The organism is Herbaspirillum sp. CF444 (genome assembly GCF_000282135.1).
Classification (GTDB): Bacteria; Pseudomonadota; Gammaproteobacteria; order Burkholderiales; family Burkholderiaceae_D; genus Herbaspirillum.
Map to the genome: position 1 here is coordinate 1 of NZ_AKJW01000088.1, position 21404 is coordinate 21404.

The 21404-nt window shown below is 60.1% G+C and carries 21 protein-coding genes; 10 read left to right on the forward strand and 11 right to left on the reverse strand.

Translation table 11 applies throughout. The features are described 5' to 3' along the window. A partial coding sequence (locus PMI16_RS20300) for a sugar phosphate nucleotidyltransferase (protein ID WP_034381579.1) occupies positions 1 to 610 on the reverse strand: 610 nt, incomplete at its 3' end. Between the two features lie 269 nt (positions 611 to 879). Between PMI16_RS20300 and PMI16_RS20305 the strand changes: the two genes are divergently transcribed. Then, positions 880 to 1938 (forward strand): glycosyltransferase family 4 protein, encoded by a 1059-nt coding sequence (locus PMI16_RS20305; RefSeq protein WP_007883059.1) that lies wholly within the window; start codon positions 880 to 882, stop codon positions 1936 to 1938. A 90-nt stretch (positions 1939 to 2028) separates the two neighbouring features. After that, on the forward strand, positions 2029 to 2931 hold the full coding sequence (locus PMI16_RS20310) for a hypothetical protein (protein WP_007883061.1): 903 nt from the start codon (positions 2029 to 2031) through the stop codon (positions 2929 to 2931). 38 nt (positions 2932 to 2969) lie between these two features. Here PMI16_RS20310 and PMI16_RS26540 read toward each other — a convergent pair whose 3' ends face one another. Next, positions 2970 to 4925: a glycosyltransferase family protein gene (locus tag PMI16_RS26540; protein ID WP_007883062.1), complete on the reverse strand. Its 1956-nt coding sequence runs from the start codon at positions 4923 to 4925 to the stop codon at positions 2970 to 2972. 317 nt (positions 4926 to 5242) lie between these two features. Here PMI16_RS26540 and rfbF point away from each other — a divergent pair, with 317 nt between their 5' ends. The 4 genes from rfbF to PMI16_RS20340 all read left to right on the forward strand — a co-directional run bounded on the left by rfbF (position 5243) and on the right by PMI16_RS20340 (position 9540). Then, positions 5243 to 6019 carry a glucose-1-phosphate cytidylyltransferase gene (rfbF, locus tag PMI16_RS20325; protein ID WP_034381587.1) on the forward strand — a complete coding sequence of 259 codons (777 nt, stop codon included), beginning with the start codon at positions 5243 to 5245 and terminating at the stop codon, positions 6017 to 6019. A 22-nt stretch (positions 6020 to 6041) separates the two neighbouring features. Beyond that, the gene (locus tag PMI16_RS20330; RefSeq protein WP_007883065.1) at positions 6042 to 6593 is read left to right on the forward strand and encodes a dTDP-4-dehydrorhamnose 3,5-epimerase family protein; all 552 of its coding nucleotides are present in this window, start codon (positions 6042 to 6044) and stop codon (positions 6591 to 6593) included. Then, positions 6590 to 7813 (forward strand): class I SAM-dependent methyltransferase, encoded by a 1224-nt coding sequence (locus tag PMI16_RS20335; RefSeq protein ID WP_007883066.1) that lies wholly within the window; start codon positions 6590 to 6592, stop codon positions 7811 to 7813. Before PMI16_RS20330 ends, PMI16_RS20335 begins: the two co-directional genes overlap by 4 nt. Positions 7814 to 7875: 62 nt before the next feature. Beyond that, positions 7876 to 9540 (forward strand): hypothetical protein, encoded by a 1665-nt coding sequence (locus tag PMI16_RS20340; protein ID WP_007883067.1) that lies wholly within the window; start codon positions 7876 to 7878, stop codon positions 9538 to 9540. A gap of 48 nt (positions 9541 to 9588) precedes the next feature. Here the strand turns inward: PMI16_RS20340 and rfbD are convergent, their stop codons facing one another. From rfbD to PMI16_RS20385, 9 genes are all read right to left on the reverse strand, one after another. After that, positions 9589 to 10536, reverse strand: a complete 948-nt coding sequence (gene rfbD / locus PMI16_RS20345) for a dTDP-4-dehydrorhamnose reductase (protein WP_007883068.1) — start codon at positions 10534 to 10536, stop codon at positions 9589 to 9591. Beyond that, positions 10533 to 11078 carry a dTDP-4-dehydrorhamnose 3,5-epimerase gene (gene rfbC / locus PMI16_RS20350; protein ID WP_007883071.1) on the reverse strand — a complete coding sequence of 182 codons (546 nt, stop codon included), beginning with the start codon at positions 11076 to 11078 and terminating at the stop codon, positions 10533 to 10535. The genes rfbD and rfbC overlap by 4 nt, the downstream gene beginning before the upstream one ends. Before the next feature lie 10 nt (positions 11079 to 11088). Continuing rightward, positions 11089 to 11994, reverse strand: a complete 906-nt coding sequence (gene rfbA / locus PMI16_RS20355) for a glucose-1-phosphate thymidylyltransferase RfbA (RefSeq protein ID WP_007883072.1) — start codon at positions 11992 to 11994, stop codon at positions 11089 to 11091. Then, positions 11991 to 13070 (reverse strand): dTDP-glucose 4,6-dehydratase, encoded by a 1080-nt coding sequence (rfbB, locus tag PMI16_RS20360; protein WP_007883073.1) that lies wholly within the window; start codon positions 13068 to 13070, stop codon positions 11991 to 11993. Before rfbB ends, rfbA begins: the two co-directional genes overlap by 4 nt. 90 nt (positions 13071 to 13160) lie before the next feature. Continuing rightward, positions 13161 to 14171 carry a UDP-glucose 4-epimerase GalE gene (gene galE / locus PMI16_RS20365; protein ID WP_007883074.1) on the reverse strand — a complete coding sequence of 337 codons (1011 nt, stop codon included), beginning with the start codon at positions 14169 to 14171 and terminating at the stop codon, positions 13161 to 13163. Between the two features lie 32 nt (positions 14172 to 14203). Continuing rightward, complete coding sequence (rfbG, locus tag PMI16_RS20370; RefSeq protein WP_007883075.1) at positions 14204 to 15283, reverse strand: CDP-glucose 4,6-dehydratase; 1080 nt, start codon at positions 15281 to 15283, stop codon at positions 14204 to 14206. Positions 15284 to 15656: 373 nt separating this feature from the next. Further along, positions 15657 to 16640: a tRNA 2-thiocytidine(32) synthetase TtcA gene (ttcA, locus tag PMI16_RS20375; RefSeq protein ID WP_007883076.1), complete on the reverse strand. Its 984-nt coding sequence runs from the start codon at positions 16638 to 16640 to the stop codon at positions 15657 to 15659. A gap of 23 nt (positions 16641 to 16663) precedes the next feature. Then, positions 16664 to 17059, reverse strand: a complete 396-nt coding sequence (locus PMI16_RS20380) for a dihydroneopterin aldolase (RefSeq protein ID WP_007883077.1) — start codon at positions 17057 to 17059, stop codon at positions 16664 to 16666. A gap of 67 nt (positions 17060 to 17126) precedes the next feature. Next, positions 17127 to 17891: an SDR family oxidoreductase gene (locus PMI16_RS20385; RefSeq protein WP_034381590.1), complete on the reverse strand. Its 765-nt coding sequence runs from the start codon at positions 17889 to 17891 to the stop codon at positions 17127 to 17129. Positions 17892 to 18056: 165 nt separating this feature from the next. Here PMI16_RS20385 and PMI16_RS20390 point away from each other — a divergent pair, with 165 nt between their 5' ends. Genes PMI16_RS20390 through PMI16_RS20405 form a run of 4 tightly spaced genes read left to right on the forward strand, consistent with a single transcriptional unit; the run spans position 18057 to position 21380 of the window. Continuing rightward, the gene (locus PMI16_RS20390) at positions 18057 to 19202 is read left to right on the forward strand and encodes a class I SAM-dependent methyltransferase (RefSeq protein WP_007883079.1); all 1146 of its coding nucleotides are present in this window, start codon (positions 18057 to 18059) and stop codon (positions 19200 to 19202) included. Between the two features lie 22 nt (positions 19203 to 19224). Beyond that, positions 19225 to 19419, forward strand: a complete 195-nt coding sequence (locus PMI16_RS20395; RefSeq protein ID WP_007883080.1) for a DUF2905 domain-containing protein — start codon at positions 19225 to 19227, stop codon at positions 19417 to 19419. A gap of 9 nt (positions 19420 to 19428) precedes the next feature. Further along, positions 19429 to 20085, forward strand: coding sequence for a response regulator (locus PMI16_RS20400; protein ID WP_007883082.1), 657 nt, complete (start codon positions 19429 to 19431; stop codon positions 20083 to 20085). Continuing rightward, positions 20082 to 21380, forward strand: a complete 1299-nt coding sequence (locus PMI16_RS20405; RefSeq protein WP_007883083.1) for an ATP-binding protein — start codon at positions 20082 to 20084, stop codon at positions 21378 to 21380. Before PMI16_RS20400 ends, PMI16_RS20405 begins: the two co-directional genes overlap by 4 nt. The last annotated feature ends 24 nt before the right edge of the window (positions 21381 to 21404 follow it).

The window sequence follows — 21404 nt, forward strand, 5'->3', positions numbered from 1 at the left end:
CGTCGGCGACCGCCGCTGCGATGACGTCGGTCAGGTAATACTCGCCCTGGGCGTTGTCGTTGGACAGCGCCCCCAGCCAGGCGCGCAGCTTGGCGGTCGGGGCCACGATGATGCCGGTGTTGACTTCCTGAATCGCGCGTTCGGCTTCGTTGGCGTCCTTTTGTTCAACGATGCGGGTGATCTTGCCATGTTCGCGCACGATGCGGCCGTAACCGGTCGGGTCCGCCACGGTCTCGGTCAGCACGGCCAGCTTGTCGTTGCCGGCGGCGGCCAGCAGGCGTTGCAGCGTCGCCGGCCTGGTCAGCGGCACGTCGCCGTACAACACCAGCGTGGCGGCGTTGTCGTCGATGAAAGGCAGCGCCTGTGCGACCGCGTGGCCGGTGCCGAGCTGGGGCTCCTGTTTGGCGAATGACAGCGCCTGGTCGGCAAAGCCGGACGGCACGGCGTCGCCGCCATGACCGTAGACCACGCACAGCGTGGACGGCGCGAGCGTCTTTGCGGTATCGACGACATGAGCCAGCAACGGCTTGCCGGCGAGGGGGTGGAGGACTTTCGGCAGCGCGGATTGCATGCGCTTGCCCATGCCGGCGGCGAGGATGACGACGTTCATACGTTCAGGAATGGTGGCGAAAAGTAAGCTGAAAGTGTAGCACGCGCCTGCCCCTGCGACGGTTGCGAAAGCTTGTCCAAATGCAAAGTTGAGGGTCATTTCCGCATGTTCTCGGCCCTTTGACTGCGACTGTTCTCATTAAGATGGTAGCCGCTGGATGGTGGCCGATGATGCTGCCGCTTGCGCACATGAAGATTCGCCCTCGCAGAAGAAAACGGACAAGCGGGCGGCATCAGATCGCTATCGAAAACAGCTTTTTAAGGTTGTGCATGAAGATTCTCCTCCTGAATGACGAGTTCTATACTACCGGCGCCAGCATCGCCATGTTGCGCCTGGCCGAGCGCCTGGTGCAGAACCATGAAGTCTCGGTCATGGCGCGCATCGACGGCGAAGGCGAGATCAAAAAGAAATTCGAAGCGCTCGGCATCCCCATCGTCAAGGACATCCAGGCGGGAGCGATCGATCTGCTGATCGCCAATACCCTGTTGTCCGGCGCCCATGTCGCCCAAGCCGCGCCGAAAGTCCCCGTCATCTGGTGGATCCACGAAGCCGAGATCGGCCGCGACATGTTGCTGCGCTTTCCGCAGCTCGCCGGCGGTTTCAAGCATGCTTCCCACATCGTGTTTCAGACCGAATTCCAGCGCATCGTGTACGGCAGCTTCCTGTTCGACAGCACGGCCACGGTGCATGTCATGCCGTTCTGGAACGACGCGATCTACCGTCAGGCCGACCTGCAACCCGAGGCGAAGCCGGCAAACAAGAAGCGTATTCTGTGCATCGGCACGATCGAGCCGCGCAAGCGCATCGCCGACACGATCATGGCGGTCGACAGCCTGGAAGCCGACGTGCGCAATCAGATCGAATGCATCTTCATCGGCAAGTACCTGCAATTGCCGGAAGGCGCGCGCAAGCTCGCGGACGCCTTCCCGGAGCGCTATCGCATGCTCGGCGAATTGCCCAACGAAGTGGCCCTGTCTTACATGGCTTCCGCGGACCTGTTCGTGCTGGCCAGCGACAGCGAGTCGCAGCCGCTGACGATCTGGGAAGCGTTCGAACTGGAGGTGCCGGTGTGTCTTTCCGATCTGGAAACCTATCGGCACATCGGCCTGCGCCATGCACGCAACGCCATGATGCATCCGGTCGGCAACATCGACATCCTGGCGACCAACATCCGCACGATGCTGACCAACGACAACCTGCGCAAGAGCATCACCTCCGCCGGCAAGAGCCTGTTGCTGAAGAACCTGACCGACGACTGGACCGACAGGTTTGAACGCCTGGTGTATCGCGTCAACACCGAGATGGAAATCAAAAAGCTCGGCTATTGATCCGGCAGTCGCGCCGGCCGCGATGCTTGCTTCAGTTACCGCTTCAGTTGCCGCCTCAATTGCCATTTCAATCACCTGAACGAGACAACGATGACTTTTAACCAACGCGCGACGACGCTGTTGCAGCTGCCCGTGTCGCCACTGACCTGGGACGGCATTCTGAAAGAATGCCAACGCCTGGAAGAAGATTTCCTGCAGATTCCTTCCGGCTACAAATGGGCGCTGGACTATAAGTGTTTTCAGGTCGAGCAGGCGCGCGGCAACACCGCCGCCTCGCTGGCTTACCTGAAGACGGCGATCGCCACCATGCCCTACAACAGCGACATCATCGGCGACTACAAGGGCGTCGTGAAGAAGGAGTCGGGCGTCAAGAACATGGTGATGATCGTCGCCAGCAAGAAGACGGAAGCAAAGGCCTTGCGTCTGGCGGCGCAGTTTGACAACGCCAACGTCGAATACATGATCGTCAGCGGCGCGGATGCGCCATCCATCAAGCACGTGCGCGCCTTGCAGGTGGATGCCTCGGACGCTTATGAAGGCTTGCCGAAAAAGGTCGCCGCGGCGCTGACCTGGGTGTATGAAAACATCGGCGGCAACGTCGGCGTGCTCAAGGTCGAGGACCGCATGATCCTGCGCGAACCGGAGAAGCTGCGTCAAAGCCTGTCCGCCCTGGCGCAGGAGAATGCCTATGCCGGCGTGCGCTCGGCCAACCTGGATCATGACCGCTGCCTGCACTGGGGCCAGTGCAAGGATCCGCTGCTGAACCGTCGCGTCTACGGCAAGCCGGTACTGCGCCCGTGGGCCAACGGCAGCGCCTATTATCTCGGCGCCGGACCGCTGGAAAAAGTCGTGCTGGCGCTGATTCGCTTCCCCGGTTTGTTCGACGGCGAATACTACGAAGACAAGCTGATCGGCGACGCGCTGGTGTTTGAAGCGGTAGAGCCGAAGTTCCTGAACAGCTACGCCGACTTCGGGCTGGCCGAGGGCATCTGACGGATGCCGCTGCTTCCCAGCAGGGAAGCAGCGACGAATCAGAAAAAGTCGGTCGGCTGCTCGGAAAAATATTCCGTATCGCAGCGTCGCAAAACATCATGCCGCAGGGCGCGGAAGCGTTGCAGGTAGGCGTTGTCTCTCGATTGCTGGTACGCCACCTTGAGTGCATCGAGCGTGACCATTTCGTCGCGGCACGGGTAAAACAGCGGATTGCCTATACGCATGACGCCGATGTTCAGGTTGACGACCTGCAGTTCCGGCATCAATGCCAGCACCAGCGAGGCGATGCGTTCCATGATGAATACCTTCATCTGCACGGTGCTCTTGCCGTAGTCGGTGATCTCGGTCAGCTTCCTGGCCAATGCGCTGTCGCCGGCTTCGGCGATCTCGAACATGCGCTCATTGATGGCAAACCATTTTTCCCAGAAGACCGGTTTGGCGACGATGTAGTTGCAGAACACCGTGGTGCGGAAATCGTTGATCAGATTCTGGATGTCGACTTCCAATCCCACGGCGCGCATCAGTTCGATGGTGATCGGCAGCAGTTCGGGATGGCGCCGGTTGCCTTGCTCAAACACGCTCAGATAGCACGCCGCATCGGACATCGTTGGTGAAAACGTGTAGACGTCCGCGCCGGGATTGGCGTCCATGAGCGCATGCACCTGATGCGCCTGCAGGCCGCTCTTGTTATGGAACTGCGGCGACAGGAAGCCGTAGTATTCGTCGGCGTTGAGCGCATTGCTCAGGAAGTAGTCGCGGATGGCCCAGAATTCGAACCAGTCGGGACGCGGATTGCCGACGACTTCCAGTGGAATGAAACCGGGATCCAGCGAGCGGCGGGTGGCTTCGTTGTAATGGATTTGCAGGATGTTCTTTTTCATGATGACGGCATCCGTTGTTGATGTTGCGGCGGCAGGAGCGGCAGGAGCGGCGGAAACCGCCGGGGTAGCCGGAGCAATGGATTCGCGCTTGTCGGTAAGGCTGCCGTAGACGGTGTCGTACAGCGTCGCCTTGGCGCGCAGGTCGAAATCTCTGCGGACTTCGTCCTGTCCTGCCTCAGCAATCGCCTTCCTCTTCTCCGGGGATTCGATCAACTGCGTAATCGTGTCCAGCCAGGCCTGATCGTCGTTGGGCAGCAGGAAACCGGTCCGGTCATGCGTGACGACCTGGTTGTAGACCGTGACGTCGCTGAAGACCGAGGCGATCCCCGCCGCCGAATAATCGAGCCACTTGATGTAGCTCTTGCATTGGTTGTATTCGTCGCTGGCCAGGGGGATGAGCGCGATGTTCCATGCCCATTGCTTGAGCTGCGCGGCGTAGTCGACGTATTCGTGGATAAAGCTCTGGAAGATGGCGTTGGGATGGTTTTCCCAGCCCTTGGGGCATTCCCATCCGACAAAATGGATTTTCAGCCGCGCGCCGTAACGTTCGCACAGCGCCTGCAGCGACTTGTTCACCAGCGCGAAATTGGACGGCTGGATCGACGAGCCGAGCAGGCCGATGGTGATCGTGTCGCCCGGCAGCGGCGCCGGCACCGGCCGGAAAAACAGGTCGAAGTCCAGGTAGTTCGGCAAGACATGGACCCGCGGATTGAGCGGACGGTATTTTTCCGCGAGGAATTCGGTCGACACGACAATCGCCCTGGCGCGGCGCGCGGTGTATTCGATGCCTTCTTTCCAGCTCGCGCCGGCGGCTGCTTCCGGGTGGTCGTGGGGGATGTCGTTGAGCAGGTCGTCGGACTCGTAGACCACCGGCTTGCCGAGGTTGAAAATGGCCTCCAGCGCCGAAATCGGCAGCAGGCCGGGCGTGAAGCGATGCATCAGTATCAGGTCTGCGCCGTCCACGGCGTCGGTCATGATGACGCCGTTGCGTATGCCCCAGATCAGTTCCCATTCATCTTCCAGATGCGCGAACGGACGGATCAGGCGGATTTGCGGGCAGGGGCTCCAGGTCGATTCGACGGTGTAGATCAGGATGCGTTTCTTGCGGGTCACAGCTGTTTTCCTCGTTGTTGTTGCTGCGCATGTCCGGAGCCGGCGCGATCGCGGTCATGATGTCCCGGACATGGCAAAACCCGGCTGATATGAAGCTCGCCGGCGGAGAAGCATTTTGCCAAAACACTGAATAGTCGTATGAAAACCAACGTTTTGCGGCGCTTTCGCCGCCAAATATAACGTACAATTTTCCACAGAGTCGCCCGCCGTCGCACTGAAAATGCAGCTGGAACGGGCTCTGCGTAAAACGAAAACCATATTATGCCGCCGTCGGCGTCGGCGCTATCCGTTGAAATGACCTATGTTTGGGGGTGTTTGTGAAAGTTGTGATTCTTGCAGGCGGTATGGGAACGCGTCTGGGCGAAGAAACCGATGTGCGTCCGAAACCGATGGTGGAAATCGGCGGCAAGCCCATCCTGTGGCACATCATGAAGAGCTATTCGCACTTCGGCTTCAATGAGTTCGTGATCCTGCTCGGGTACAAGGGCTTCCTGATCAAGGAATATTTCGCCAACTACTTCCTGCACCAGGGCGACGTCACCATCGACCTGGTCGACAACAAGGTGGAAGTGCACCGCAACAAATCCGAACCCTGGAAGATCACGCTGCTGGAAACCGGCCTGCACACCCAGACCGGCGGTCGCCTGCTGGCGGCGCGCGATTATCTTGGGGAGGAGGATTTCATGCTGACCTACGGCGACGGCGTCGCCGACGTCGACATCAAGGCGCTGGTGGCGCATCACGATCAGCACAAGGCGCTGGTCACCATGACCACGGTACAGCCGGAAGCGCGCTTCGGCATGGTCAACACCGATGAAAAAGGCTACATCAACGATTTTCGCGAAAAGCCGCCGGGAGACCTGGGCTGGATCAACGGCGGTTTCATGGTGTGCCGCGCCGGCGTGTTCGACTACCTGCAGGACGGCGAAGCCACCATTTTCGAGCGCGCGCCGCTGGAAAACATCGCGCGCGACGGCATGCTGCTGAACTGGCAGCATCAAGGTTTCTGGAAGTGCATGGACACGCTGCGCGACAAGATCCAGCTCAATCAATTGTGGGACAGCGGCGCGGCGCAATGGAAGAAATGGGCTTGAAAATGGAGCGAAATTCGCGCACATGAAGACCTTGCCCACAGACCTGCCCGGCGTACTGCTGATCGAAACGGATCGCCGCCGCGACGAGCGCGGCGGGTTTGCCCGCTGGTTCTGCGACGCCGACCTGGCCGACGCGCTGCAGGGCGCGACCATCCGTCAGATCAACCATTCCCACACGGTGCAACGCGGCAGCGTGCGCGGCATGCATTTTCAGCATGCGCCGCATGCCGAGAAAAAAATCATCCGTTGCCTGGCCGGGAAGATTTTCGACGTCGTCGTCGACCTGCGCCGCGGCTCGCCGACCTTTCTTGCCTGGCGCGGCTTCGAACTGGAGGCAGGCGACGACCGCGCCCTGCTGATTCCGGAGGGATACGCCCACGGTTTCCAGGCGCTGACCGATGAAGTGCAGATGCTGTACCTGCACACCGCGCCGTACACGCCGGCGGCCGAGGGCGCGTTGCGCTTCGACGATCCTCGGGTTGCCATTGCGTGGCCCTTGCCGCCACAGAATTTATCCGAACGCGACCTGCAGCATCCTTTGCTGGGCGCCGATTTTTCCGGGATCAGCTTATGAAATGCCGTCATTGCCAGACCGAGTTGCACGACACCTTTATCGACCTGGGTTTTTCGCCGCCGTCCAACGACTACCTGCGTCCGGAAGACCTGATGCGGCCGGAAACCTGCTATCCGCTGCGCGTGATGGTATGCCGTTCCTGCTGGCTGGTGCAGACGCAGGATTACGCGCACTATGACCAGTTGTTTGAGTCCGATTACGCGTATTTTTCGTCGACGTCGACCACCTGGTTGAAGCATGCCGCCGATTATGTCGAGATGATCACGGCGCGCCTGGCGCTGGACAAGAACTCCAAGGTGGTCGAGATCGCGGCCAACGATGGCTATCTTTTGCAATACGTGCAGCAGCGCGGCATTCCCTGCCTCGGCGTGGAGCCGACCACCAGCACCGCCGACGCCGCGCGCGCCAAGGGCATTCCCATCATCGAAGAATTCTTCGGCGTCAGGCTGGCGCAGGACATCGCGGCGCGCGACGGCAAGGCCGATCTGATCGCGGCCAACAACGTGCTGGCGCACGTGCCGGACATCAACGATTTCCTGGGCGGCATGGCGGTGCTGCTGAAGGATGAAGGCACCATCACGATTGAATTCCCGCACCTGCTGAACCTGATCGAACAGAGCCAGTTCGATACGATTTATCACGAACATTTTTCCTACCTGGCGCTCGGCAGCGTCGACCGCATGATGCACGCATTGGGTTTGCGCGTGTACGACGTGGACCAGATCCCTACGCACGGCGGCAGCCTGCGCGTATATGCCTGCCATGCGCAGGCCGCGCATCAGCCAACTGCGGCATTGCGCCGCGTGCAGCAACAGGAACTGGATTTCGGCCTGGAAAAGATCGACACGTATCAAGGCTTCCAGGCGCGCGCCGAAACAATCAAGCTGGACTTGCTGCAATTCCTGCTGGAGCAAAAGCGCCTGGGCAAAAAAGTCATGGCCTACGGCGCCGCCGCCAAGGGCAATACCTTGCTGAATTATTCCGGGGTGCATGCCGACCTGTTGCCGCTGGTGGCCGATGCCGCGGCATCCAAGCAGGGCAAGTACATGCCGGGCAGCCATGTGCCCATCGTCGCGCCGGCAGCCTTGCTTGCCGCGCGTCCCGATTACGTGCTGATCCTGCCGTGGAACCTGAAGGCCGAAGTGGAGGCGCAGCTCGCCGAAATCCGCGGCTGGGGCGGCCGCTTCGCGATTGCCGTGCCGCACATGCAGGTGTGGTAACGCCGAAGTTCCTGTAGCGCTCGCCCGGGCGCATGAATGCACTGACACGTACTGACCATTCCATGAACATTTACCTGTATCAGATAGCGCGCAACGCCGAAGCCGGCTTCATGGCTTTGCCTCGCGAGGGTCTCGAGGGGAGCGAGGACTGGGGCGACTATGCCGCCATTCGCGCCTATTTCACGAGCGAAGCCGTCGACGAAGAAGCCTTGTACGGTTTCGTTTCCGCAGATTTTATTCAGCGCACAGGTCTGAACGCCGATGATATTGCACGTTTCGTCGATCAGCAGCCCGACAACGAGGCGTATCTTTTCTTCCCGTTCGCCCGCGATGCGGCATGTTTTCTGAATGTGTTTGAAGAGGGCGAATTCCGTCATCCCGGTTTGCAGCAGCTTGCTCAGGACTATCTGGACGCAGTTGGTCTGTCGCTCGATCTGCGCGAGTTCGTCACGGATTTTCGCGCGGTTGCACATACCGGCTATGTCGTCGCAAAACCGCTGTTCTGGAAGACATGGTTCGATCTGACGGAGAAAGTCTTCGAGCTGGCGGAATCCGGCAACGATGCGTTGGCGGCGCGACTCAATGCAGCGTCTGCCGGCACGCCGCAAGTGACGATGAAGTCTCTGCTGACGGAGCGCATCGCGTCGCTGGTGCTGGCGCTGGATCAGCAATTGCATATCGCCGTGTTCGATCATACGAAGTTGCCGTTGGCCGATCTGGCATTGCTGACCTATCAGGACAAGTTGTCCGAGCTCGACGCCATGAAGCGGGATTATCTTGCGACAGGCGACATCACGCACATCGATAGGTTTCTGGTGCTGCGAAACAGCATTCTGCAGGTTAGCAAGCTGGAGAAAGCATCGACGCCGGAACCGGCAACGCCACAAGCCGTCGCCGGCGGGCATGATGCCGAACTGGTCTACGGATGCATCACGCACGTCGAATTGCCGATCCGTTTTCCCGATTTCGTCACGCCGATCTACCTCGGCGAATCGCAGGTGGAAGGTCGTCTCAATCTGCGCGAGCTGGCGCCGCAGTGGGTGCCTTACCACCCTATCGTCGGCGGCATGGTGGGCAACTTCGCCTTGCGCAATCACATCCTCAAGAACTACCCGAACGTCAAACGCATCGGTGTCTGCATGTACCGGAAATTCATCTCGCGCGATCGCATCAGCGGCGTGCCGGCGGAAGACAACTGGATGATGGACGTGGTGTCGAACAAGGACCTGGCGCAGCGGACTTTCGACAGCATGCTCGATCCCGGTTCAAGCGCGTTGCTGGTTGGAAAAACCTGCGGCTTTCTTGCCGATGGCCAGAGTGCGGGATATTTGAAGCACTATGCGCGCGCGCATCATGTGGAGGACATGCTGCGTTTTGCCGCGGAGGCGGTCGAGCTTGGCGTCCTGCACGGCAACGAGGTGGAACTCTTCTTCGATGAACGCGTGTTCTTCATGGGCGGCGTCGAACTGGGCGTGTTCCCGGCCGATTTCTGGCTCAAGAGCATTGCCGATATCGAAGCGGTGGCGTGGGCTTGCGTGCAGCGCTATCAGGTCAAGCGCGAGGGATACCAGTCGCGCGCCTGGGCGTTCTGTGCGGAGCGTCTTGGAAGCTATCTGTTGTTGCGTTACCTGCGATCGATTTGCGGCGGCGACAACTTTGAACAGTTCATGGGGCAACTGAACCTGATCACGCAAGGTGATCAGACGCTGTACGTGCCGAGCAACTGACATCATCACCCTGCCAAAAATTCTTCCGGCAGGCGTGTCTTTTTTCTCTTAAGCCAGCTTGCGCCCATCAGCCAGACTGTATTCGCGGACGATTTCGTCCAGGCAGGCTGCAACATCGGTCTGCCACTGCGGCATGGCCACGGCGAAGGTCGATTCCAGTTTTGCGCCGGACAAGCGGGAATTTTGAGGGCGATGCGGCGGCACCGGATAGGTGCTGGACGGCACCGGCGTAATGGCGCCGGCGCCACCGACTTTAATCGGCACGTTCAAGGCTTGCAAGCGATCGACGATAAATGAAGCATAGCCATGCCATGAAGTTTCGCCTGCGGCAGTGAGGTTGTAGATGCCGCTGGTGCGGCGCAGGTGATCGAGGTCAATCCGTGTGCCGGGCGTCGTTTGCTGATTGACCAGCAAGCGGCGCGTCACGTCGCTGATGGTTTTCGACCATGTCGGTGCGCCGAACTGGTCGCCGACGATGGTGAATTTTTCCTGCTCTTGCGCCAGCCGAATCACGGTCTTGAGGAAGTTGCCGCCGCCGACGCTGTAGACCCAGCTGGTGCGCAATATCCAATACGCTTCGCAGTGGCGCGCAATGGCTTCTTCGCCGGCGCATTTGCTCTGGCCGTAGACATTGATCGGATGCGTCGGCGCGGCCTCGTCGTAGGGCGTATCCCGCGTGCCGTCGAAGACATAGTCGGTCGAGTAGTGCACCATCGGCGCACCCAGACGCTGGGCTTCCTCCGCGATGACGCCGGGCGCTTCGCCGTTGATGCGCATGGCCAGTTCCGGCTCGCTCTCGGCCTTGACCACTGCAGTGTAGGCGGCCGGATTGACGATCAGGTCGGGGCGCGTGGCGCGGATGGCGTCGCGAATCTGGTCCAGGTCCGCCAGATCCATTTGCTGGCGCGAGAATGAAATGATTTCTCCGAGGCCTTGCAAACTCAGCGCCAGTTCATTGCCGATCTGGCCGCTCTGGCCGGTGAGCAGGATTTTCATGCAAATACCTCGGCGTTCGCCAGCAGGGTTCCGTTGACGTCCTTGGCCGACAATAAGGGAGCCGCTTCCGCGCGCCAGTCGATGCCGATTGCCGGATCGTTCCAGAGGATGCAACGTTCGTGCTCGGCCATCCAGTAGTCGGTGGTCTTGTAGAGAAACTCGGCATACTCGCTGCGCACCAGAAATCCATGGGCGAAGCCGGGCGGAATCCACATCTGCAGTTTATTTTCCGCCGACAGAATGGTGCCCGTCCATTTGCCGAAGGTCGGGGAGTTCTTGCGGATGTCGACGGCGATATCGAGCACTTCACCGACGGTAACGCGCACCAGTTTTCCTTGCGGGTGCTGGATCTGATAATGCAGTCCGCGCAAGACGTTGCGCGCCGAGCGCGAATGGTTGTCTTGTACGAAATTGGCCGTGATGCCGGTCAGTTCTGCAAAGCGGCGGGTATTGAAGCTTTCGAAGAAGAAGCCGCGGGCGTCGCCGAACACGGTCGGTTCGACAATCATGACGTCGGGAATTTCGGTGGGGATGATTTTCATGTCGGAAAGCTCAGTAACTCATGTCTGTCAGCAAGCGCAGCAGGTATTGACCGTATGCGTTCTTCTTCAACGGCGCGGCCAGTGCTTCCAGTTGCTCTGCATTGATGTAGCCGCGTCGATAAGCAATCTCTTCGGGGCAGGCAACCTTCAGGCCCTGGCGTTTTTCGATGGTGGCGATGAACTGGCCGGCTTCCAGCAGCGAGTCATGGGTGCCGGTATCCAGCCATGCGATGCCGCGCCCCATCAATTCCACTTGCAACTGGTTGCGTTCCAGATAGGTGCGATTGACGTCCGTGATTTCGAGTTCGCCGCGTGCCGATGGTTTGATGCTGTCGGCAATGTCGCAGACCTGGTTGTCATAGAAGTACAGGCCCGTCACCGCGTAATTCGATTTCGGTTCGACCGGTTTTTCGACGATGCCGATGGCGCGGCGCTGGCGATCGAATTCGACTACGCCATAACGCTCCGGGTCGGTCACGTGATAGGCGAAGACCGTCGCGCCATCTGGTGTTGCCGCTGCTGCGCGCAATTGGTTTTCAAAATCGCGGCCGTAAAAAATATTGTCGCCGAGGATCAGCGCCGACGGCGCATTGTCGATGAAACTGCGGCCGATGATGAAGGCTTGCGCCAGGCCGTCCGGCGACGGCTGCACCGCATAGCTGAGGTTCAGTCCCCACTGCGCGCCGTCGCCCAGCAGCTCGGCAAAGCGCGGCGTATCCTGCGGCGTCGAGATGATCAGGATGTCGCGGATGCCGGCCAGCATCAGGCTGGTCAGCGGGTAGTACACCATCGGCTTGTCGTAGATCGGCATGAGCTGCTTCGACATGACCGTCGTGGCAGGATACAGGCGCGTGCCGGATCCGCCGGCGAGGATGATGCCTTTGCGGTCCGGCATCGGGCGGGTGTTGGTGTTCATGCGTTCTCCTCGTCTGCATCCTCGGCGCCGTAGTGCAACTCCAGCCATTTCAGGTAACCGCCGGTGCGGATGTTGGCGACCCATTGCGGATGATCGAGATACCAGCGTACGGTCTTGGCGATGCCGGTCTCGAAGGTTTCCGCCGGCTTCCAGCCAAGTTCCCGCTCCAGTTTGCGGGCGTCGATGGCATAGCGGCGGTCGTGTCCGGGACGATCCTGCACGAAGGTGATCTGGTCGCGGTAGCTGCCGGCGGCTTTCGGTTTTTGCTGGTCGAGGATGTCGCACAATGTGTGGACGACGTCGAGGTTGGCCTTCTCGTTCCAGCCGCCGATGTTGTAGGTTTCGCCGACCTTGCCGCGCGCCAGCACCTGGCGGATCGCGGTGCAGTGATCGCTGACGAACAGCCAGTCGCGGATCTGCTGGCCGTCGCCGTAAATGGGCAGCGCCTTGCCGTCGAGCGCGTTGAGAATGACCAGCGGAATCAGCTTCTCGGGGAAATGATAGGGGCCGTAATTGTTGGAGCAGTTGGTGGTCAGCGTCGGCAAGCCGTAGGTATGGTGATAGGCGCGCACCAGATGGTCCGACGCCGCTTTGGAGGCGGAGTAGGGACTGTTGGGCGCGTAGGGCGTGGTTTCGCTGAACGGCGCATCGTCCGGTCCCAGCGTGCCGTAGACTTCGTCGGTCGATACGTGCAGGAAGCGGAACGTCTCCTTGTCTTCGGAACCGAGGCCGGACCAGTAGGCGCGCGCCGCTTCCAGCAGGCTGAACGTGCCGTTGACGTTGGTATGGATGAATTCGCCGGGACTATGGATCGAACGATCGACGTGGCTCTCCGCGGCGAAGTGAATGATCGCGCGCGGCCGGTGCTGCTCGAACAGCCGGGCGATTTTTTCGCGATCGGCGATATCGGCCTGCACGAAATGATAGCGTTCGTCGCCGTCGAGGCTGGTCAGGTTGTAGGGATTGCCGGCGTAGGTCAGTTTGTCGATATTGAGGACGTGCTCATCCTGGCCCGCCAGAAAATCGAGAATGAAATTGCTGCCGATGAATCCGGCGCCGCCTGTTACAAATATCATGGCCTAGTCCGTATTTTGTTCGTCTCGTGTTGATTTTCCACCCTGTTCACGCAGGCAGGGCATCCGCATGCGCCATGTGCACCGTGTGCATCATGCGCGAAAGCCGTTCGGATTGCCCATTTGCCAGCGCCAGCTGTCGGCGCACATGGTTTCCAGCGAACGTGTCGCTTCCCAGCCCAGCAAGGATTTCGCCAGCGTGACGTCGGCATGGTAAGCCGGCAGATCGCCGGAGCGACGCGGTCCGATGGTGTAGGGAATGTTCTTGCCGCTGGCTTTTTCGAATGCCTTGACGACGTCCAGTACGCTGTGGCCGCGGCCGCTGCCCAGATTGAGGGCAAAACATTGCGGCTGCCGGAGATATTCCAGCGCCTTGACGTGGCCGACCGCAAGGTCTTCCACGTGGATGTAGTCGCGCACGCCGGTGCCGTCGGGCGTATCGTAATCTCCGCCCCAGATGTTGAGCTTGTCGCGCTTGCCGATGGCGACCTGCGTGACAAAGGGCATCAGATTGTTTGGCGTACCCTGAGGGTCTTCTCCGATCAGGCCGCTTGCATGCGCGCCGACAGGATTGAAGTAGCGCAGCAGCGCGATGCGCGTATCCGGCTGGGCGACATGCAGGTCGCGCAGAATGTCTTCCGCCATGAGCTTGCAGCGTCCATAAGGGCTGGTGGACGACAGCGGATGATCTTCGGTATAGGGGAGAAATTGCGGGACGCCATAGACCGTCGCCGATGAACTGAAGACGATGGTCTTGACACCGCTTGCCTGCATCGCTTCCAGCAAGCGGACGGTGCCGACAACATTGTTGTCGTAATAGTCCAGCGGCTTGGAAACAGATTCGCCGACAGCCTTCAGGCCGGCGAAATGGATGACGGCGTCGCATCGATATTCGCGTAGCGCGTGCTCCAGTGCCGCACGGTCGCGGACGTCGCCTTCGATCAGCGTCAGCGTTTTGCCGGTGATCTTCTCGACGCGGCGTGTCGCTTCGGGGAAACTGTTGCAGAAATTGTCGAAAACCACGACCTGGTGTCCGGCGTTGAGCAACTCCACGCAAGTATGCGATCCGATATAACCTGCGCCGCCTGTGACGAGAATATTCATCTTCATTCCGACTTGATTGATATAGCCCGGAATTATGTCAGATTCTGGTAGAACTCAATCTGGCTTTCGCTCAGGTCGCGCATGTCCTCGTTGTTGATGTAACCGCTATACCATTGCGCGGTCAGTTCCAGGGCCGTATAGAGCTCCATCTTCGGAATCCAGTCCAGGCGCTGGCGCGCCTTGGAAATGTCCAGGCGCAGGAAGGCGGCTTCATGCGGTGCGTTGGCCTGGCTTTCGAGTCGTACTTCGACCGGCGTCACATCGTTCTTTTGCAGCGAATGGTTGAAGGTCGCACACAACTGGCTGACGGTTTGCAGGTCGGTGTCGGCCGGGCCGAAGTTCCAGCCCTCGGCAAACTGCTGTCCGGATTCGAACAGGCGCTGGGCCACGCACAGGTAACCCGACAGCGGCTCCAGCACGAACTGCCACGGGCGGATGGCGTGCGGGTTGCGGATGCTGACGGCTTCTTCTTTTTCCAGCGCGCGGATGAAGTCGGGAATCAGGCGATCATTGGCGAAATCGCCGCCGCCGATCACGTTGCCGGCACGCACGCTGGCGATGGCTGCCTGCGATTCCTTGCCATGCTGGAAATACGAGCGGCGATACGCCGAGGTCACCAGCTCCGCGGCGCCTTTGCTGCTGCTGTAGGGGTCATGGCCGCCCATCGGGTCGTCTTCGCGGTAGCCCCACAGCCATTCGCGGTTCTCATAGCATTTGTCGCTGGTGACGACCACCACCGAGCGCACGCTCGGCGTATGGCGCACGGCTTCGAGCACGTGCGCGGTGCCCATCACATTGATGGCGAAAGTGTCGATCGGTGAATTGTAGGAATCGCGCACCAGCGGTTGCGCCGCCAGGTGAAACACGACGTCCGGCTGCACCGCCGCCATGGTTTCGCTCAGGTGTTTCAGGTCGCGCACGTCGCCGGTGGTGGTTTGCACGCAATTCTGGATGCGCGCCAGATGGAACAGGCTCGGATTGGTCGGCGCCGGCAGCGAATAGCCATAGACCTTGGCGCCCCAGCGGTGCAGCCATAAAGTCAGCCAGCTACCTTTGAAGCCGGTGTGGCCGGTAATGAAGACGCGCTTGTCGCGCCAGAATTGTGCTGCCATCAAACTTCCTCATGCACGAAATAAGCAGTGTCGGGCATGTGCAGAGGTGTGGATGCTATCCATCACGGCGGAGGAAGTCCTGAATATCCGGCTTCCTTTTCTGAGGTTTGCTACCTCAGCCCCCTGCGGCTGTCGCGACTTTCTTGATTTGATTGATATCGTCGTCCGGGTACGCATTTCAAAAAATGATGCGAATTACGTATCCGACGAGCAAATTAAATCATGATGCTCAGTCGCTTCAAGCGATGATCAGGAGGGTATTTGGCATCTAATCCGTGCGACTATCGGCTTTGTAAATTTTATTTACATGTGTCGCCGGGAAAAAGCACGCGGGCTTGTCCCGCGTGGATTTGCGCGGCGAACTTAATCGGCATCAATCGGCGGGATGCAGCGAGATGACATTCTGCGCAGTAGGGTTGCTCGTGGCGCAAGGATCTTCATCGAAGGCGATATCGCCATCCGCATCGGCGATGCCGGTTGCTTTCAGATTGGCGAAATCGAACAAATTCCTGTCCATCAGATGGGATGGCGCCACGGTCGACAGCGAAGCAAAAATATTGTCGACGCGGCCCGGGAATTTCTTTTCCCATTCACGCATCAGGCCCTTGATCTGCTTGCGTTGCAGGTTTTCCTGGCTGCCGCACAGGTCGCACGGAATGATAGGGAATTCCTTGACCTCGGCATAGCGGGTCAGGTCGGCTTCCTTCACATAAGCCAAAGGGCGAATCACGATCTGCTTGCCGTCGTCGGACTGCAGTTTGGGCGGCATGCCCTTGAGTTTGCCGCCGAAGAACATGTTCAGGAAGAAGGTTTCCAGGATGTCGTCGCGATGATGTCCCAGGGCAATTTTCGTCGCGCCCAGTTCTGTTGCAACGCGGTATAAAATGCCGCGGCGCAGGCGCGAGCATAGCGCGCAGGTGGTCTTTCCTTCCGGCACGACGCGTTTGACGATGCTGTAGGTGTCCTGGTTTTCGATGTGATACGCCACGCCCAGTTTTTCCAGATAGGCGGGCAGCACGTCGGCCGGGAAATTCGGCTGCTTCTGGTCCAGGTTGACGGCGATGATGTCGAAATGGATGGGCGCGCGCTCGCGCAGGGTCAGCAGGATGTCGAGCAGGGCGTAGCTGTCCTTGCCGCCGGACAGGCAGACCATGATCTTGTCGCCGTCCTCGATCATGTTGTAGTCGCCGATGGCCTGGCCGGTCAGGCGGCACAGGCGCTTGTGCAGCTTGTTGTTTTCGTAGGCGATTTTCTCGGCCTGTTTGACCGACGTCGCGGTTGCCGGCGTTGCCGGCGTGGCGTCCGGGGCGACCGAAGCATCTTCGGCGAGTTTTGCGTGTTCGAGCAGATCGTTCATCTTGGGTCCTGCGAATAAAGTAGTCAGTTTGCTTCTTTGATGCGGAAGACTTCCACGCCGACCGAATCGCAATCCGGATAGACATCGGGTTTCTCCGTGGAAACGCGAACGGCGCGCACCTTGGGATGCGCCAGCATGGCCTTGATGACGTCGTCGCACAGCGTTTCCTGCAAATGGATATGGCCTTGCGCCATGCGATTGGCGATGGTGCTGCGGATGAAGTCGTAGTCGACGACTTCGTGCAACTGGTCTTTTTCCGGCGTCGACATGGCCAGTGGGATGAACAGGTCGACATTGACCAGGATGCGTTGTTCGCCTTTCTTTTCGAATTCATGCACGCCGATGTTGATCAGCACTTCATAGTTGCGCAGGAATAGGCGGCGGCAATCGTTTAAGGCTGGGTGATAGAGAGAGAACATAATTTCCGAAAAGAAAGGTAAAGACCGGTTTGCCGGCCTGTGCAAAATAATTGGGCAGCGGGCTTGGCTATTTGGCCAGGAACATCACATCGCGCTGCAGCGGTATCAGATGCTGGCCGCCGTCCACCAGAATCGTCGTGCCGGTAATGGCCGGCGCCACAGCGACAAAACAGACCGCGGCGGCGACGTCTTCCGGCGTGCTGCTTTTTCCCAGCGGCGTGACGCGATGCGCTTTTTCGAACTCCGCCGCACTCTGGTCGCCCGATGCCATGGTGATGCCGGGCGCCACGCCGACCACCCGGACGCGCGGCGCCAGCGCCTGCGCCAGCAAGGTGGTGGCGCTTTGCAGCGCCGCCTTGGACAAGGTGTAAGACAGGAAATCGGGATTGGGATTGTACAGCTTCTGGTCCAGCAGGTTCACCACCACGGCTTGCCCATCGGCGGGCGTCGCCTCGTACAAGGCTTGCGCCAGCAACACCGGTGCGCCGACATTGGCGCGCATGTGCAGGTCCAGCGCGTCCATGGTGAAACTGTCCGCCTGGTCGTTGCGGAACAGGGAGGCGTTGTTCACCACGCAAGCCACTGGTCCCAGCTGTTGCGCCTGAGCAATCAGCGAGCGTACCTCGGCTTCATCCGCCAATTCGCATTGCAGTGCAACGGCGCGGCGGCCCAGGGCGGTGATTTCATTGACGACCGCCAGCGCTTCATCGCGCGACTGGCCGTAGTGCACGGCGATATCCCAGCCGTCGCGCGCCAGCGCGAGCGCGATCACGCGACCGATGCGCCTGGCGGCGCCGGTGACGAGTGCGACTTGTTGGCGTGAGGAAGTCATGGCATTCATATCATCAGAAACAGATGGATCCGGGCCAGGCGGTTGGCCGATCCGTTGGCAAATCGTTCAGTAAATTCGGGCAAAACGGACAAAAGCGGACGAGCCGGCCGCCGCCGGGCGGACGCAGGAGCAAGGCTGCGACGTATTTCAAATACAATACCGCCCATGCAACTGCAATTACCCGAACCATCCGCCGACGCGCTTGCCGCTTCCCGCTCCCTCCAGCATCTGATCGCCGACGAGATCCGGCGCAGCGATGGCTGGGTTTCATTCGCACGCTACATGGAACTGGTGTTGTATGCGCCCGGACTGGGTTATTACAGCGGCGGCGCCGCCAAATTGGGCAAAGAGGGTGATTTTACAACCGCGCCGGAAATTTCGCCGCTTTTCGGCGCAACTTTGGCGCATTTGGCGACAGAATTGTTCGAGCAGACCGACGCCGCCATCATGGAGTTCGGCGCCGGCACCGGCAAACTGGCTTTCGACATCCTGAGCGAGTTGCGCACGGCAGGTCGTCTGCCGACCCATTATTTCATCGTTGAGATTTCGACACAGTTGCGCGCGCGACAACAGGAAACGCTGCGCGATTTCCCGCAAGTGCGCTGGCTCGACAGCCTGCCGGCATCGTTCTCCGGCGTGGTGATCGGCAACGAGGTGCTCGATGCCATGCCGGTGCAACTGGTCGTGCGCGGCGAGCACGGCTGGCTGGAGCGCGGTGTCGCGCTGGACGCCGCAGGCGCCTTCGCTTTTTCCGACCGCGCCTGCGACGCCGGCCTGGTGGCGCAGATTCCCGAGGCCGACGCGCTGCCTCCCGGCTACCTGAGCGAAGTGCATCCGATCGCCGCCGGTTTCATGCAATCGCTGGGCGCGATGTTGCAAGACGGAAAGGGCGCCGCCTTGCTGTTCGATTATGGATTCCCCGCGCATGAGTACTATCTGCATGAACGTGGTCAAGGCACGCTGATGTGCCATTACCGCCATCACGCGCATCCGGATCCCTTCTACCTGCCGGGTTTGCAGGACGTGACCGCGCACGTCGATTTCACCGCCATGGCGAAGGCGGCGATCGACGGCGGCTTGGATGTACTGGGATATACCAGCCAGGCGGCCTTCCTGCTCAGTGCCGGCATCGGCGATCTGCTGTTGCGCACGCCGCCCGAGCAGGCGCGCGCTTACCTGCCGCAGGCCAATGCGGTGCAAAAACTGATTTCTCCGGCCGAGATGGGCGAGTTGTTCAAGGTGCTGGCCGTGGGCAAACATATCGACTGGCCGCAGCGTCTGTACGCGCACGACCGCAGTCATCGTCTATGAACAAAACAACAAGAGTCCGCACATGATTCGTTGGGTCGTCGTCATTTTTCTCGCTGTCATCGTTTTTTCCAGTTTGTTGCCATGGCTGGAAAAACTCGGCATCGGCCGTCTTCCGGGCGATCTGCGCTTCAAGCTGTTCGGGCGCGTGTTCTCTCTGCCGTTTGCATCGACCATCCTGATCTCGCTGGTGGTGTTCTTGCTGGCGCGCTTCCTCTAGGAAACCGACATGCGCATCCTGCTGGTCGAAGACGATCTGATGGTGGGTGAGGCGGTGCGCAAGGGCCTGCGCCAGGACGGTTTTGCCATCGACTGGGTGCAGGACGGCAAAGCGGCCGAACTGGCTCTGGCGCAGGAGGAGTACGCCATGGTCCTGCTCGATCTCGGCCTGCCGCAAAAGAACGGCCTGGTGGTGCTGCAGACGCTGCGCGCCGGCGGCAACACTATTCCCGTCCTGATCACGACCGCGCGCGACGCCGTGGCCGATCGCGTTGCCGGGCTGGATGCCGGCGCCGACGACTATCTGATCAAACCTTACGACCTCGAAGAACTTTCGGCGCGCATGCGTGCCTTATTGCGCAGGCAGTCGGGCCGCGCCGACAGCCTGATCCAGGTGCGCGAAGTGACGCTGAATCCGGCCACGCATGAAGTGTTCCTGCAAGGACGGCCGGTGAACTTGTCGGCACGCGAATTCGCTTTGCTGCGCGCTTTCCTGGATCGTCCGGGCGTCGTTTTGTCGCGCGCGCAACTGGAAGAAAAACTGTACGGCTGGGAAGACAGCATCGACAGCAATGCCGTCGAAGTGCACATCCATGCATTGCGCAAAAAACTCGGCAGCGACTTCATCAAAAACGTGCGCGGCATTGGCTATCTGGTTCCCAAATGAATTCGATACGACGACAACTTTTGCTATGGCTCGCGGTCGGTCTGAGCGGCGGCATTTTGCTGGCAGGCATCGTGCTGTACTTTCAGGCGCGCGACGAAGCCAACGACATCTTCGATTACCAGATGCGCCAGATCGCCGCGTCGCTGCCGCGCCAGGCGTTTGCGCCGATTGCGCCGGGACAGGATTTGCCCGGCCTCGACGACGAAATCATGATGCAGATCTGGGACAGCACCGGCACCGTCATCTATCACTCGCACTCGCGCAGCGTCATGCCGCAGCAGGCCGAACTCGGTTTTGTCGACGTGCCGGGTCCGGGCGGCATGTGGCGCGTCTACAGTGCGCAGATCGGCAATACCGTGGTGCAGGTGTCGCAGCCGCAGAGCGCGCGCAAGGAGGTCGCCGCGCAGATGGCGGTGAAGACGGTGATGCCTTTGCTGTTGCTGTTTCCTTTTCTTGGAGCGCTGGTCTGGGTGGCGGTCGGCCATGGACTGGCGCCGGTACGGCGCGCGGCGGCCGACGTGCAGTCGCGCGACATGCACACGCTGACGCCGATTGCCGATCAAAGCCTGCCGCAGGAAATCCGTCCGCTGACGCAGGCATTCAACGATTTGCTCGATCGCCTGCAACAAGCGATGCAGGCGCAACGCGCGTTCGTCGCCGATGCCGCGCATGAGCTGCGCACGCCGTTGACGGCCTTGCGCTTGCAGGCGCAACTGGCGGAGCGTGCCGGCAACGATGACGAGCGCCGCGCTGCTTTCGCCGATCTGAAAAATGGCCTGGAGCGCGCCACCCATCTGGTGCATCAGTTGCTGACGCTGGCGCGCCAAGAGCCGGGCGTGCAGGAGCATGCGCCGGTCGAACTGGCGGCGCTGCTGCGCAGCGTCGTGCTCGATCTGTCGCCGTTGGCGGAACACAAAGGCATCGATCTCGGCATCGTCGAAGAGATCGGCGGCAAGGTCGCCGGCAATGCCGACGCCTTGCGCGTCCTGTTCGGCAATCTGCTGTCGAACGCCGTGCAATACAGTCCGTCCGGCGGTACCGTCGACGTTTCCATGCAGGCGCAGGACGATAGTGTGACGGTGACGATTCAGGATAGCGGCCCGGGGATTCCGGAGAAGGATCTGGCGCGCGTATTCGATCGTTTTTATCGCGCCGACAACGTTCAATTGACGGTGCTCGGCAGCGGCCTCGGCCTGGCCATCGTCAGGCAGATTGCCGATTTGCACGACGCCACGGTGTCGCTGCAAAACACCGCCAAGGGTTTGCAGGCGCAAGTCGTCATGCGACTCTTGTAACAATTTGTTTCCTTAAGTCTGTCT

Bases quoted from the DNA above. Each gene is read 5' to 3' on its own strand.
- PMI16_RS20305 (WP_007883059.1), top strand. From the start codon at position 880: ATGAAGATTCTCCTCCTGAATGACGAGTTCTATACTACCGGCGCCAGC.
- PMI16_RS20310 (WP_007883061.1), top strand. From the start codon at position 2,029: ATGACTTTTAACCAACGCGCGACGACGCTGTTGCAGCTGCCCGTGTCG.
- PMI16_RS20330 (WP_007883065.1), top strand. From the start codon at position 6,042: ATGAAGACCTTGCCCACAGACCTGCCCGGCGTACTGCTGATCGAAACG.
- PMI16_RS20335 (WP_007883066.1), top strand. From the start codon at position 6,590: ATGAAATGCCGTCATTGCCAGACCGAGTTGCACGACACCTTTATCGAC.
- PMI16_RS20340 (WP_007883067.1), top strand. From the start codon at position 7,876: ATGAACATTTACCTGTATCAGATAGCGCGCAACGCCGAAGCCGGCTTC.
- rfbD (WP_007883068.1), bottom strand. From the start codon at position 10,536: ATGAAAATCCTGCTCACCGGCCAGAGCGGCCAGATCGGCAATGAACTG.
- rfbC (WP_007883071.1), bottom strand. From the start codon at position 11,078: ATGAAAATCATCCCCACCGAAATTCCCGACGTCATGATTGTCGAACCG.
- rfbA (WP_007883072.1), bottom strand. From the start codon at position 11,994: ATGAACACCAACACCCGCCCGATGCCGGACCGCAAAGGCATCATCCTC.
- rfbB (WP_007883073.1), bottom strand. From the start codon at position 13,070: ATGATATTTGTAACAGGCGGCGCCGGATTCATCGGCAGCAATTTCATT.
- galE (WP_007883074.1), bottom strand. From the start codon at position 14,171: ATGAATATTCTCGTCACAGGCGGCGCAGGTTATATCGGATCGCATACT.
- rfbG (WP_007883075.1), bottom strand. From the start codon at position 15,283: ATGGCAGCACAATTCTGGCGCGACAAGCGCGTCTTCATTACCGGCCAC.
- ttcA (WP_007883076.1), bottom strand. From the start codon at position 16,640: ATGAACGATCTGCTCGAACACGCAAAACTCGCCGAAGATGCTTCGGTC.
- PMI16_RS20380 (WP_007883077.1), bottom strand. From the start codon at position 17,059: ATGTTCTCTCTCTATCACCCAGCCTTAAACGATTGCCGCCGCCTATTC.
- PMI16_RS20385 (WP_034381590.1), bottom strand. From the start codon at position 17,891: ATGACTTCCTCACGCCAACAAGTCGCACTCGTCACCGGCGCCGCCAGG.
- PMI16_RS20390 (WP_007883079.1), top strand. From the start codon at position 18,057: ATGCAACTGCAATTACCCGAACCATCCGCCGACGCGCTTGCCGCTTCC.
- PMI16_RS20395 (WP_007883080.1), top strand. From the start codon at position 19,225: ATGATTCGTTGGGTCGTCGTCATTTTTCTCGCTGTCATCGTTTTTTCC.
- PMI16_RS20400 (WP_007883082.1), top strand. From the start codon at position 19,429: ATGCGCATCCTGCTGGTCGAAGACGATCTGATGGTGGGTGAGGCGGTG.
- PMI16_RS20405 (WP_007883083.1), top strand. From the start codon at position 20,082: ATGAATTCGATACGACGACAACTTTTGCTATGGCTCGCGGTCGGTCTG.